Source organism: Streptomyces sp. NPDC091682 (assembly GCF_044756625.1).
GTDB lineage: Bacteria > Actinomycetota > Actinomycetes > Streptomycetales > Streptomycetaceae > Streptomyces.
The window spans coordinates 35,057-47,970 of the sequence record NZ_JBIVTH010000016.1 but is presented as its reverse complement, the minus strand read 5'-3'; the positions used below and the strand labels follow the sequence as shown (position 1 = coordinate 47,970).

13 protein-coding genes are annotated in these 12,914 nt (G+C 67.5%); 4 read left to right on the top strand and 9 right to left on the bottom strand.

The window, feature by feature from the left end; translation table 11 throughout:
• Positions 1–49: 49 nt before the first annotated feature.
• From ACIQK6_RS31055 to ACIQK6_RS31020, 8 genes are all read right to left on the bottom strand, one after another.
• The gene (locus ACIQK6_RS31055) at positions 50–784 is read right to left on the bottom strand and encodes a Crp/Fnr family transcriptional regulator (RefSeq protein WP_329106818.1); all 735 of its coding nucleotides are present in this window, start codon (positions 782–784) and stop codon (positions 50–52) included.
• Positions 785–2,896: 2,112 nt separating this feature from the next.
• Positions 2,897–3,493 (bottom strand): DUF6461 domain-containing protein, encoded by a 597-nt coding sequence (locus ACIQK6_RS31050; protein ID WP_402695974.1) that lies wholly within the window; start codon positions 3,491–3,493, stop codon positions 2,897–2,899.
• Positions 3,494–4,077: 584 nt separating this feature from the next.
• Positions 4,078–4,416, bottom strand: a complete 339-nt coding sequence (locus tag ACIQK6_RS31045; protein ID WP_402695973.1) for a hypothetical protein — start codon at positions 4,414–4,416, stop codon at positions 4,078–4,080.
• Positions 4,413–4,649: a hypothetical protein gene (locus tag ACIQK6_RS31040; RefSeq protein WP_329106811.1), complete on the bottom strand. Its 237-nt coding sequence runs from the start codon at positions 4,647–4,649 to the stop codon at positions 4,413–4,415. Before ACIQK6_RS31040 ends, ACIQK6_RS31045 begins: the two co-directional genes overlap by 4 nt.
• Positions 4,650–4,720: 71 nt before the next feature.
• On the bottom strand, positions 4,721–5,023 hold the full coding sequence (locus ACIQK6_RS31035) for a hypothetical protein (RefSeq protein ID WP_329106809.1): 303 nt from the start codon (positions 5,021–5,023) through the stop codon (positions 4,721–4,723).
• A 111-nt stretch (positions 5,024–5,134) separates the two neighbouring features.
• Complete coding sequence (locus ACIQK6_RS31030; protein WP_329106807.1) at positions 5,135–5,434, bottom strand: hypothetical protein; 300 nt, start codon at positions 5,432–5,434, stop codon at positions 5,135–5,137.
• A gap of 653 nt (positions 5,435–6,087) precedes the next feature.
• Positions 6,088–6,720, bottom strand: a complete 633-nt coding sequence (locus ACIQK6_RS31025) for a GNAT family N-acetyltransferase (protein WP_329108265.1) — start codon at positions 6,718–6,720, stop codon at positions 6,088–6,090.
• Positions 6,721–7,051: 331 nt separating this feature from the next.
• Positions 7,052–7,912 (bottom strand): hypothetical protein, encoded by an 861-nt coding sequence (locus tag ACIQK6_RS31020; RefSeq protein ID WP_402695971.1) that lies wholly within the window; start codon positions 7,910–7,912, stop codon positions 7,052–7,054.
• Positions 7,913–8,105: 193 nt separating this feature from the next.
• Here ACIQK6_RS31020 and ACIQK6_RS31015 point away from each other — a divergent pair, with 193 nt between their 5' ends.
• The 4 genes from ACIQK6_RS31015 to ACIQK6_RS31000 all read left to right on the top strand — a co-directional run bounded on the left by ACIQK6_RS31015 (position 8,106) and on the right by ACIQK6_RS31000 (position 12,366).
• Positions 8,106–8,330 (top strand): hypothetical protein, encoded by a 225-nt coding sequence (locus tag ACIQK6_RS31015; RefSeq protein ID WP_402695970.1) that lies wholly within the window; start codon positions 8,106–8,108, stop codon positions 8,328–8,330.
• A 572-nt stretch (positions 8,331–8,902) separates the two neighbouring features.
• Entirely contained in the window at positions 8,903–10,708 is a 1,806-nt protein-coding gene (locus tag ACIQK6_RS31010) for an alpha/beta fold hydrolase (protein ID WP_329106801.1), read from the top strand.
• Positions 10,709–10,889: 181 nt separating this feature from the next.
• Complete coding sequence (locus ACIQK6_RS31005; RefSeq protein WP_329106799.1) at positions 10,890–11,303, top strand: DUF6087 family protein; 414 nt, start codon at positions 10,890–10,892, stop codon at positions 11,301–11,303.
• Between the two features lie 211 nt (positions 11,304–11,514).
• Positions 11,515–12,366, top strand: coding sequence for a hypothetical protein (locus ACIQK6_RS31000; RefSeq protein WP_329106797.1), 852 nt, complete (start codon positions 11,515–11,517; stop codon positions 12,364–12,366).
• A 90-nt stretch (positions 12,367–12,456) separates the two neighbouring features.
• Here ACIQK6_RS31000 and ACIQK6_RS30995 read toward each other — a convergent pair whose 3' ends face one another.
• Positions 12,457–12,882, bottom strand: a complete 426-nt coding sequence (locus ACIQK6_RS30995) for a hypothetical protein (RefSeq protein ID WP_402695969.1) — start codon at positions 12,880–12,882, stop codon at positions 12,457–12,459.
• Between the last annotated feature and the right edge of the window lie 32 nt (positions 12,883–12,914).

The window sequence follows — 12,914 nt, the reverse complement described above, 5'->3', positions numbered from 1 at the left end:
TGTTCAGCGTCCGTGGAGACCGTTCGTTCCGGGGAACGGGCGCTGCGAGCTATGAGGCAGCGACGCCTTGGAGCCTGCGCATGTCAGTGACCATGAGTTGCCGGTACTTGCAGGCGACCACTTGGTACTCGCGCAACTGAGCCACGGCCTTTTCCACGGTGGACTTGCCCAGGAGGAGGGCGTCGGCGATGTTCGTCTGGCTGAGTCCTGTGATCGTGATGCGCTCGGGGTCGTTAGGGTCCTTGGCGCCGGCGACGACGGCGAGGTGGGCGAGCAGGGTGCCGACACGCTGGACCGGTGACCGGTCGGCGGTGCTGTAGATCAGCTCGTCGCTGCGGTTGCGCGCCTCGAGGCTGAGGAGGAGGGCGTCTTCGACCTCACGGCTCTGCTTGAGCAGTACGTGCAGGCGTCGCGCGTCACAGGGCATGACCCATGTTGTGCTCAGGCACCACGTGGTGACGGACGAAGACGGATCGATGAGCTTCGCTTCGCCCACGACCTGCCCGACGCCGCGGAAGCGAGACACCTTGGGAGCCCTGTGGCCTCGGCCGAGGGGAAAGCGTTCCTGGATGACGCAGCCACCCATGACGATATAGACGTGCTGGTTCCCGGGGCCGAGGGGAAGTTCCTCGCCTCTCTGGTAGGTGCGGGCGTCGGGCCCCCAGGTGTGGACGAAGTGGGGCCAAGCTGCTGCCGAGAGGTTGCCGAGGAAACTTCCCGGGGGCATGGGTTGACGCCCCATGAGGACATCGGTGGTGTGGAAGGCTTCCACGTTCGGTGGCATCTACCTACTCCCCCGTTCCGGAGACGGAGGAAGCGTTCGTGTTCACGAGCGTGTGGGAGGACTGCGTACCACCAGGTTGGTGACGGGCAGTCAGTGTCGGCTCTGCAGTGGGGCGGACAGGCTGAGTCCGCGCTCCACGCGTGACGACGCCGTGAGTAACGGCGGTGGCCATCTGGTCTGAGCTCCTTCGATCGGGGACACAGCAGGTGGTGGGTCCAGCGCCCTCTCCTCCGCCTGTGCTCTCCGGTTGGTAGCCGGAAGCGGCGTCGACGACGTCAGGCAAGCCACGTTACTCCGTCGTTGGAGCGAATCCCAGCCGCCCCTACCCGGCTCCATTTAGCTCGACGCACTTCCCTTCTCCATAGGGCAAGTCACGCACTGCCGAATATAGCTGCGCGCTGCATCAAAGAAAACGCCATCACTTTTTCCAACGTTTCCAAAGTGCGCGACACGCGCAAGTAGATATCTGCAAATCACGGCAGCAACGTTAAATGTACGTAAAGGGCAGAAAAACAAAGAGGCCCCCGGGGTACCACCCGCCGAGGGCCTCCTGAAAGGGCCTGGACCCACCAAGGCTCAGACCTGTGCCCAGTTAACACCATGAGCCGCGAGAGAGTTGCGGGCGAGGGCCTTCAGTCGCCCACTTGCCGTATTTATGGGGGGTTGCACGGCGAGAAATCCGACTCGCGGTCGGGTGAGATCGCGCTCCAGCCGGCCGTCCCACATGTCCACTACGGCCCGAATTGCCACATCTACCGCACGCGGACGCCGAGCGGCCCTGCATACAACCGTTCAGACAAAGACATCCTGCGATCACTGTTGACTTCTTCCAAACATGCACCTGGTACGCCCTACACACCCTTCGACCGTACCCGAGCGGCCCAGGTCGGCCCGAACAGTTCCTCGCTCACAAGTTGACTGACGGTTCAGAATCAGTCCCACCCATTATTTTCCAAATGGATCTCTTGCAGTCGCCATTACCCTGTTCCGGTTTTACGCAGACCCCCACCGACTCCCCTTGAAGTCGACGTATACACAAACCCATAGAGGGAGTGCGACCCACACGGCACATTCACGCTGACCGAATGAGGAGGTCTCTCGCTTGACCGGCGACGAAGCATCAACTCCCCTACGAGCCAAGGGAGTCGTTGGCCCAGCCGACCCGCCGGTGAGGCTTATCACTCAGAATGAGAAGCTGCTCGCCCTGTGTAATCATCCGATGAGTAAAGCGGCCCGCCGCAGCGCATCGAGCCCAACTCCGAAGACGACCGGAGGGCGAGTACCCGTGCCGAAACCGTCCAGAGACCGGGGACCGGGGCTTGCCCAGGCATCAAGAGGCCCGCCCGGGGCGGAAGCGGGAACGCCAGCCGCGGGCTTTTCGGTCGGGGCGGCCCCCTGCTCCAGGCGGTCGCGCTCAGCTGGTCCGTGGCCGCGACCATCTTGGTCTCGCACAGCGTCGGCTGACACTGTTGGCTGTTCCTCCATGGGTCACGGTCGAACCTCGTCCGCGGACGTCGCAGACCGGGCGGGCGGCTTCGTGCTCGGCCCGCTGCTGCTCGACCGCGCGCCGCAGCTTCGCCCGATATTCCGCCTGGTCCACCCGAGCCCGCTCCGCACGGCGAGCGAGGACGGCGTCTCGGCGGCGCTTGCCGGATCGCGTCGCGCAGTGACTGCATGTGGGTGCGGCCAAGCGGAGCAAGCCGGGCGATGCAGATCTCGGACACCTTCGGTCTGTGCACCTGCGTCCGTGCCGAACAGTGCACGGACGGCTTGGCTTGCTGCAGATCCTCATGGGCATGTGTCATGTGGGCCGTGAAGACGTCGACGCCGACAACCCTGCATCGTCCTGCCCGGGTTCACCCGAGGCCCTGGATGCGGTAGGGGACAGAGGCCGGAGCCGGGGTGACTGCTGACCGGGGGCGGCGCCGGCGACGTGTGACGGCTACCTGGCCTACCCGCGGTCGACAGCACCACGGGGCCGGGAGCAGCCCGTCCGAAGGCGGCTCCACAGCGGTCGCTATTGCACCTCTCGGCGGGGGTCCGGCAGGGCGTTGCCGCGCTGGCGATTCCCCGCCCGCGTGGCCGTCGGCTCGCTGCTCGCTCCGCTGCTGGTCACCGGATGAGGAAGGCGGGTAGGCGCTGGTGCGCCATTGCGTCACGGGGAAGGAGCAGCCCGAACCGGGCCTCGATGAGCGCCAGCGTATGCCGGTCTCGGTCGCGGTAGTCCTCGCTCTCCGGTCGCGCGTACTGGCCGTCCGGGTGCAGTACACCAGCTGCTATCAGCTCCGGCAACAGAAGGTCCGGGTCCTCACCCCATCGCCAGACTTCTTCACCGATCCCGAAGCTACAGACGTGCACACCGTCTCTGGCGTAGGCGAACATCGACGGCGGATGGTCAGGGGAAGGCTCCAGGCCGACGGCCTCCACTCCGTTCAGGGAGACCTCGGACAGCCGGCCACCCCCGTCGCCCAGCCCGTATTCGATGGCGAAGGACCAGCCAGCACACGCACCGACCCGCACGACGTCTTCATCGTCCGTACTGAGGTCCAAGACCATGTCCCACGCCTGCGCATCCGTGATCGGCGACACGACGGATCCCGGCGTCCCACCCATCCGCAGGCCCAGTTCCTCCGGCTCGATGCCGCGCGCGAAGACCACTGTGTGCTGCCAAGGATCCTGATCCACAAGCCACTGAATTCCGCCCACCACGATGCCCCCTGCTCCACGGACACGGGCCGTCCGCCCGTGCCCACCGAAGTGATCAGCCTATTCGGCAGCACCGACAGCGCCAGGCGCGACGCTGGGGCGCGTGAGCGATGCGGCAGTGGGCGCTGAACACGGCGGCCGCCACCGGTTGTCAGTCCGCCGGCGCGTCCACGTCCTCACACGCGCTGTTCGCGGCCGTCTCGGAAGGTGTGATCGCACGTCCACCGGCGCAGGGTGCAGCAGAGGGCTGAGTGCGGCCGACCGGAGTAGTGACCGGCGAAGTGTGACGGCAGCCGGGGTCCTGTACGCGGTTGGCAGCGCCACGGGGGCGGAAGCAACCCGTCCGTCCACCGGCCCACTCCCCCGCCACCCGCACACAGCCGGCCACAGTGCGGCTGCTGGCCGTCGCACTGAGCCCGTTTCTGCCTCCCGGCGCCGGTGGTGGAAGCGTCGACCTCGCGGACTTCGCCCGTATCTGCGCCCTGCCGAGGGCCGTTTCCGGGAGACCGTGGAGGTGCGCTGCGCCACCTCCTCTGTCCAGCCTCCGAGTTCCTCAGCACGCGACCAGAATCAACTCGTCCACGGCGTCAGAGCTCAGGCGTGAGGAGGGTAAGGCGCAGGATCGCGGCGAAGGCCAGCAGTGCCGGCAGGGTCAACCACCATCTGCGCAGCCACTCGGCCTTCACGAACACCCACGTGAGGAGTGCGATCACGGCGGCAAGGGCCAGGGCCAGGCCGGCCGCGAAATGGGAGTGGGCGACGCCTTCGCTGTCCCAGGGGCCGGCGGGTTCCGCAGCGTAGGCGAGCAGGAGGAAGTATCCGCTCGCCAGGCCGCCCAAGGTCAGGAGGATGGCGCACACGACAGCGCCTATCTGATGCGAGGGGCTCCTGAGGTGCTGCTGGGTCATGGTCCTCGTCTCGTTCACCGCAATGCTCTCCCCGCGTCATCCAGGTTGCCGTCGAGTAGACGGCCGTATGCCTGCACGCTGCTGCTTTCGTAGGAGGGGCCGCCGTTGTAGCGGGCCGCGAGTTCCCTCGTCTGTTTGCGAGTCATGTCCTCCGGCAGCACGTCGGCGAACCCTCTCTCGGCCCTGGGCTGGGCAAGGTGCTCGGAGGCGATGAAGATGTTCTTCGCCGGGTTTCTCACGGCGGCCACCACCTCGCGCTGTATCTCCGTGAGGCGCTGCGGGCAGAGGCTACGCAGGAGCCCAGGACCATCTCTGCGACCCTCTAGCCGGACGCCGTCGCCGTCAGCCGTAGCCGCGTCGTGCCGCTCTTCTCCTCGATGACGACCGTATACGTGAGCGTGGTCGGTCCGCAGGCCATGCTCATCGCCGGGCAGGCCTCGGCAACCTGCGTAAGGTCGGAGGGGACGCCGTTGCCGTTCCACTCGCGGACTAGGGGGTACGGGGCCTCGCCCTTCTTGAAGCCGCGGAAGGCGTCAGTGTCCTCCTCGTGACCAAGCAGGGTGAAGAGCTTGTCGCAGGCGGCCGGCGAGGCCTGGCCCCGTTCCATCTCGGCGCCCTTCAGCACGGGTTCGCTCTGCCACCCGGACCGCTCCAGATCCCTTGGCAACGAAGGACCGCCGCCCCCCTCCACAGCTGGTCAGGACAAGGGGAAGGACGGCGGCCAGGTATCGCTTCTTCACTTCACTCCGAGGTACTCGCACAGCTCCGGTCCGGACTTTTCGGCCAGGGCCAGGAACTCGCCCAATACGACGGGCTCGTCTGTTTTCAGCGCGAGAACCTCCTCGACTTCGGGAGACATGCGGATCTGAGGCGGTGAGGTGCTGTTCTGGGCGGAGATAGTGGGGGACTCGCCTGCCGGGGTCAACTCGCGCAGGACGTGGGCGACCGCCAAGTCTCGAGGTTCGACAGCGACACCGTGACGCACCCGCGCCACCTCGACCGCCACGGCCAAAAGCCGCCGGGCGTCGGAATCCATTGTCCGCATGCGCGCTCCTTCAGGGGGTCAGGTCAGCCGGTCAGTTAGCGGGTCCGGGAGTAGAACGTCGGGAGGGTCCAGAAGTTCCCGTGCCGGCCGAAGTGCGTGCCCTCGGTCCGGTACAGGTATACGCCAGGGACCTCGCAAGGAAATCAGCACCTTTCACCGGTCGGCGTCTGATCTTCCGGGGCAACCTCCACCACGTGGTGGAGGCCCTCGACGACAACCCAGCCAACGCGGGACGCCTCCGCGAGCAGGCCGCAACTCCCCGGGCCGACATGCCGTCGCGGCCGGCCCCGGGCCGGACGTCAACCGCTGCCCCTCTGCACGCCTACCCCGAAGGCCTGTTGCCCGCACTCGGGCAGCGGGCGCGGCACGAAGGGCGCCCGCGCTACGTGCCCGAAGACCTCGACCTCTCCGCTCTCCCCCGCTCCGTACGCGTGAAGGCAGTCCTTGTCCTTCACCACGCCTCGAGATGAGCTCGGAAAGGGCTCCGCTTTCAACGGCCATGCCGCTTCGCCGGCCGGGTGCGGCAAGCGGGAAGGCCGCGATCGCCGCGCAGAAGGGCTCACACGCAGCACACGGGTGCCCTCGCACCTCTGGGTTGCGGGGGCGTCCGTATGTCCGGTCGTGGCTATCTGGGCTACAAACCCTCAGTGCCAGTCCGAGTAGCGCGTCAGACTGCTGGTATCGGCCAGTTGCTCCACGGCTCCGTCAAGGTCCTCCGGCAGAAGGCTCCAGACGATGAAGTCGGTGCGTACGGCGGTCCAAGCGCCGTCGTTCATGCGGGTGCGCACTATGCACGCGTTACGCAGGACGCCCTCGCTGAGGCAGCCGATCTTCTGGGCGACCTGCTGGGAGGCGGTGTTGTCGGCGGCCGTGCGCAGTTCGATGCGTTCGAACTTCTGCTCGCTGAACAGCCAGTGCGCAGTGGCGAGCGCCGCCTCGGAGGCGTAGCCCTCGCCTCGAGCCCAGGGGGCGACGATGTACGACATCTCGGTGGAGCGCACCCGCCAGTCGGTGTTGCGCAGGTGCACGGTGCCGACAAGGCGCTGCGTGAGGGTCTCGACGATGGCAAAGACGATGCCGCGGCCCTCAGCGCGTTCGGTTGGGGCGTACTCGGTGACCCAAGCGCGCGCGTCGCTCTCCGTGTAAGGCTGCGGAGCAGTGATCCAAGCCGCGACCTGTTCGTCGTTCATCATCTCGGCCAGTGCGGGCACATCCTCATCGTGGAGGGGACGCAGCAGCAGGCGCTCAGTGTTGATGGGATTGTCGGAGAAGGTCACAGTGCGCGGCTGGAAGGCTGTGGGAGGTTCTTCAGGACTTGTGGGTCCCTGAGCGGTATGTCCCGCATCGGCGACGGTGAGGGCGGCACGGATCACACTGAGCAGCTCGTCAGAGAGTGCTCCTTGCGTGCGGTACCCACTGTCCTCGAGGAATTGGAGAAGCTCGTGGGCGGCCTGCACGGTCCCCTCCGGGCCGCCACTTGAGTGTGCGATCTGATTGCGCAGCTCGATGATCCTGCGCACCGTACGAGCCTGGCTGTGCGGGGTGCGCTCGCGTAGCCTTCGGGCGGCTGGGCTGCCCAGGGACGACCTCTCCAGCAATGCCTCGAAGTCATCGTCTTCCTGGCTCACCATGTTCGTCACCTTCTTCCCTGTCCCAGTTTCGCTGCTCATTGGTCCGCCAGCGATGGAGCAGTCCCTCGACTACGCGGACCGATGCCGCGTCCAAGACTTCGCGGATTTCATCCTGAGGGCAGTCGTCGATGGTCAAGGCCACGGCCACTCGAGTCCGGGTGTTCTTGATGCGGCTCAAGCGCCCTTGCACCACCATTTTGCCCAGGACTTCGTCGTCGACCCTGACCGGGCTGACGGGGTCCCCGGAGTGCTCTTGTAGATGCTGCAGGGCGCGGCGGTGTCGTTCCTCGCCTTTCCGCCACCGACGGAACTCGTTGGCGAATTCGTAGGTGCAGGCGCCGATGAAGTAGGTGCTGATGCTCGCGCCACCCACGGGGGTCCAGCCGCCCTCGATGAGCGCTCGTTGTCTGAAGCGGGGCAGTGCGCAGGCTATCGTCATGATCGCCAACTCCTCCCGCAGGTCACTGTCCGACGCCAGTAGTTCCCGTTCGAAGTCGTGTGGCTGGAGGGCGTGGCCGCGTTTGGCGAGCAGTGTGAAGATGAAACCGGAGTACATCCATCCGCGCAGTACCGGGATGCTGTAGCGGACCAGCTCGTCCACAAACCGATCGTAACGCGGGCCCTGGAAGTCATCCCGGGCGAGGATATCGAAGATCTGCTGGTCAGCATCGGTCCTCCCCTGCAGCCGTGCGGCGTCACGACTGTCGTCGCCGTTCAGCTGGTGCAGCCCGTCGTCGGCTACGGGCTCATCTTGATCCTGGAGCCTCGGTTGAACCGAATGCCGAAGGTCGTGAACAGGCTCGGCCGCGGACTGCCCGCCCGCGTCGTCGCCTTCCATGTCCTCTCCCTTCCTGTCCTGTCGTCGTGCGGCCATTTCTTGTATGTGCGTCGCACGCGGATACCCCACGCATCCTTTCAAGATTTCCCGGAAGCCGTGGGGGACTCGAACCAACTCGAATCAATCCGTGGGGTCCCGGGCCGGACGCGACGTAGGAGCAGGCGTCCGACCACCAACACCGCTGGAGCAGTCAGTGAGTTCAACATCTACGCCTACCCCGCCGAACCAGCCCGAGCCGATGCAGAACGACCCCTTCGTGAGTCAGCACACCGCCATCATCCTCTTGGCAGGGTTCGTCATCGGCCTGGTCGTCGGTGGCCTCACGTTCCTCAGCGGCACCCCGGCCGCCGGCGCGGTTCTCGCCGGGCTCCTCAGTGCCGGAGGCAGCGTGCCCTTCCTGCGCACCCTCATCGGCTGACATGCCACCGACACTGGACCGGGGATCGTGACCGTGGCCGATGCGCACCCCGACCTGCTGCTTGGTGATCAGGACTCGCACGTCACATGAGCCGGCCACTCCAGCGGCAGAAAGGCGTCTCGCCCCGTACGTCCGAGGCCAAAAGGCGGCCGCGCTCGAATCCGCCCAACGGTGCCAGGTTCGAGACGACCGTGAACCTCACGCCGAAAGCCGAGGCCAAACGCCCGACCCTGCACCGCTACCCGACGGGCCCGTGTTTGCCCGGGCTCGGCTAATACTCCAGTGTGACTTCGTGATCTCGGGCTGAAGTGAAGTCATCGAGCGTGCTGTGCGCGGCAACGCAGTAGGTTCAGCGGACTGTCGGATGCCATTCGTGGAGCATGCGCTCCAGAATTCTGCGGGCGGCGCAGTGGGGCGCCAAGTATGTAGTGCGTGGCGTAGCCGGGGCGCGCGATATCCCACATCGCAACAACATCACTAGCTCCGGTGAATGTTGATGACGTGTCATTCCGGCTCCCTCTGATCTGATCATGGTGCCGATCGGCATCCGTTCACAGAGAAGGTGGTTCCGAATGACCAGTGACCCGACTCCGTCGGTCACCGAAGCGACGCTCACCGACATCGCCACCAACGGCATCTGGGGCCCAGGCCACACCGTCAGCCAGGCCGTCGTCGACGTGTCCCGGGCACTGCTCGCCTCCCTTCAGGGCGAGGAGGGCCTCGAACTCCCGCCGGAGCTCTCGGAGCTGGTGGCCGAGGTGAAGCGGATCGCCACGATCGCACTCCCCCGCATCACCACGCACGACGGTGTCCGGCTGTCGGCATTCAGGATCAAGCTGAAGGACGACGCCCCGCACCCCGTGGTGATCGTGCCCGCCGGCTGGAACCCGTACGGCTGGCTGCCCTTCCTCTACGCGTACCTCAAGCTGGCGCAGCGCGGCTACCACGTGCTCGCCTACTCGCCGCGCGGCATCGGCATCGAGGGCTGGCCGTCGACCTCCGAAGGCTTCGTCGACGTGGCCGGGCCCAACGACTGGGCCGACGGCTCGTACGTGATCGACTACGCGCAGCAGTCCCTCGAGCCCAGCCGGATCGGCTTCCTCGGCGAGTCCTACGGCTCCGGGATCAGCCAACTGGTCGCCGCGCACGACCCGGCCGGCCGGGTCGACGCCGTGGTCGCGCTGAGCACCTGGGGGAACCTCGCCACCAGTCTGTACAACAACGGCACCCGGCACCTGGAGGCCGTGCAGGCGCTGATCGACTTCACCGGTGGCCCGCTGGAGGAGAAGTTCGACGAAAGGGCCCAGCAGGTCCTCAAGGACTTCATGAGCGGCCGGAACCTCGACGAAGTGATCGCGTGGGGCACTGAGCGCTCCCCAGAGACGTACGTCGACCAGACGAACGCGCGGGGCATCCCGACGTTCATCTCGAACACCTGGCACGAGACGCTGTTCCCGGTCAACCCGGTGCTCGACCTCTTCGAGCGGCTCACCGTGCCGAAGCGGCTGAACCTGTGGATCGGCGACCACGGCGCCCCCGAGGGCCCCGGCCTGGCCGGGCTGGTGCTCGGTGCGCCGTTCCCCGGGCTGGCGGTGCCGACGCGGGAGGCCTACGAGTGGCTTGACCACCATCTGCTCGGCGTCGACAACGACGTACCGAACTGGCCGGCGGTGAACAGCCAGAGCATGTTCACCTACCGGACGGTCGCCAACTCGGGCGGCACCCACCTGATCACCGCCCCGGCGCGCCGCGAGACGTACGCGTCCTGGCACGAGGCCACCACCGGCAGCGAGGCCTGGTACCTCACCGGCACCGGCGACAGTGGAGACGGCGCGCTGACCGACAAGCCGACCGCCGGGTGGTCGCGGGACTTCGAAGCCGGCGCCCTGACCGCCTCCGTCGCGGGCGAGCTGCTCAAGACCGGGCAGCAGGAGTGGTTCGGCAACCCCAAGGCGTACGAGCCCGCGAAGTTCGAGCGCGACCAGCTGCTGGTCTGGTCGACCGACCCGCTGACCGGCTCCGGTGAGGTGGCCCGCCGGATCCGGGGCGCCGCCACCGTGCGGCTCACCGTGCGCAGCAACGTCGACGCCGCCACGGTGATCGCGTACCTGTACGACGTCGCCCCGGACGGCACCGCCCGGATCATCACCCACGAGCCGTACACGGCCACCGACCTGACCCCGAAGGCCGACACCGCCATCGTCTGGTTCCTCCAGGCCGTCTCCTACGACCTGCCGGTCGGGCACCGCCTCTGCCTGGTGATCAACAGCCGTGACCCGCTGTACTCCTACGCTGGCTCCGACCTCCCCGCCCTCACCACCACCACGGTCAGCTCAGTGAGCGGGAGCGAGGCCCGGCTGGAGCTGCCGCTGGGCTGATACCCCACGGCTCCAGTGCCCGTACAGCAGCCCGCCGATCGGTGTGCAGCGGGCTGCTGTACCGGTGTCACGGGGGCCGGGTGGGAACGGCAACGGCGCCTGGAAACCGCCGAACGACGGGGGTCGTGTGAACTCCCGAAGATCATGCGATGGCCGCGGGTCACGGCATTGACGCCGCCCGTTGGCTGGCGTTTTTCGACCAAGCCATGGCCCGGATCGCAGGCCGGTTCAAGCGGGTGAACCCGCGTGCCGCGGCGGCGCCAGCCACCTCCGCCCCAACGAGCCCCGCGTCCTGGAGGAACGGAACGGCTTCGCGTACGCACCCGCCGGCACGACCCCGAACCTCGCAACCACCCAGGAGCGGGTGAACGAAATCCCGATCGACAACAGCCCCGCCGCGCAGCCACCTCTGGTGACTGGCAGAGGCCGTGATCGGCAGCCGCGGCCCCGAAGGGCCAGCGGTGATGTTTCCTGGCTGCAGGCCCCCTGTCTCCAGTGGAGCAAGGGCCCGGCGGCGTTGACGGTGTGGTGTCAGTCGAGGAGGTTTCCCACACCGGAGGCGCGCAGGGATGTGGGCGTGCTCAATCTCTTGTGAGGCGTGTGAGGCGTTGGCGCGTTCGGTGAACGGCCGTCGGCAAGGAGGCCGCGGCGCGGCGGCTCGACCACATGTAGGCGATCACACCAAAAGAAGCGATGCCTCAGTCAGTACGCGGGCGCCCCGGGTGCGGACCCGGCGCCCGGGGGACGGAAGGCGCCCGGTACAGTCCCCTCTCGATCTTGATCAACTCGGGGGACGGGAGCGCTGCATGGCGCGGCGGGACGGGTACGAGCAGCAGCCGGACGGCTGGCCTCGGGCGGGACGGGCCGACGCCGGACCGTACGGGACGCCACCGGCGGACCGGGAGCAGGCGCCGCGCCACGGCTGTGTGACGGTGCTGATGGCTCCCTTCGTCACGGCCGCCCGTTTCCAGCGGCCGGGACGCGAGGACCGGCTGGCCGACCCCGCCATCTCCGGGACCCAGGTGGCCCGTACCTGCATCGGCCTGGGTGCCACGGCCTGGCTGTTCTACGCGTACTCGCTGCGCCAGGGGGCCGAGGACGTAATCAACGACAAGCTCACCGAGGTGCTGATCGCCGCCGCCGTGCTGATGGTCGTGGGACCACTGGCGGTCGGCGCCTTCGTGCTCGCGGCCCGGCCGCCGCTGCGCAGCCGGTACCGCCGGCGGCTGCCCGGCCCGCTGACGGCGTTCGGCGTCCTCTTCGGAGCGGCGGCCCTGCTGGCCTTCTCCTTCAGGCCCGACCTGCACGACCGGCTGTTCGGAGGAGCCGGCGACGTCGGCTTCCTCCTGAGCCTGCTCACCGGGATGGCCTCCCTCTTCCTGCTGCCCTTCGTCCTGACGTCCTCGGTGCTGTGCGTCCACCACTCATTCCGGACCGCTGACGTCCACGAGGTGCTGCCGCCCCTGCTGTCCCCGGTCGTCATCGTGGCGATGTCGGTCCTCCAAGCCATCGACGGGCCACCGGTCAACGCCCCACAAAGCGTGTGGTTCCTCTTTCTCGCCGGAGCACCCCTGTCGGTGACCGCCCTCTCCTTCTGGGAGATGCGCCGGCTGCGCACCCGGTACGGGATCACCCTGCGCGGCGCCCTGGGCCGGTAGGCGGCCGCACCGGTTCCGCGCCGCCGCCGGAACCGCCCGGTGCTCCGACCGCGTCGGACGGCGCATGTGGCCTTCGCCTTACTGCCGACATCACAACCTGCCGGTCAGCGGCTCGAAGCCGTTCTGCATCGCGACCATCATCGGCCTCGCCCCACACCAACTCGCCGGGTGGGCGATCCCCGAACACGTGCGAACCGAGCTCGTCAGCAGTGCCTTCGCTGAGATCTGCAGTTCAGCGGGGGGCCGGCAGAGCACTGGCACGGTCGGGTCCAGCGCGGACAACGCCGCCGCGGAAGCTTCAACGCCGCCTTCAAGAGAGAGACCGATGGGGCGGCCCGGGTGCTCGGGGCGGTGAACCCGCTGATCGCCCTCCCGCACCGGATGCGGTGCGGGGCGTTCCCGGTGGAGGTATCGCTGCTTGAGCGCGCGGCGTCGGTCAACCATCTCGGTGCCGGCCTCGGTGATGCGACGCGTCTGCTCGGCGGTGAGCTCCAGGGCCTCCGCGGGGCTCGTCACCACGCCGTCCCGTCGAGCCCGAAGGGCAAGCA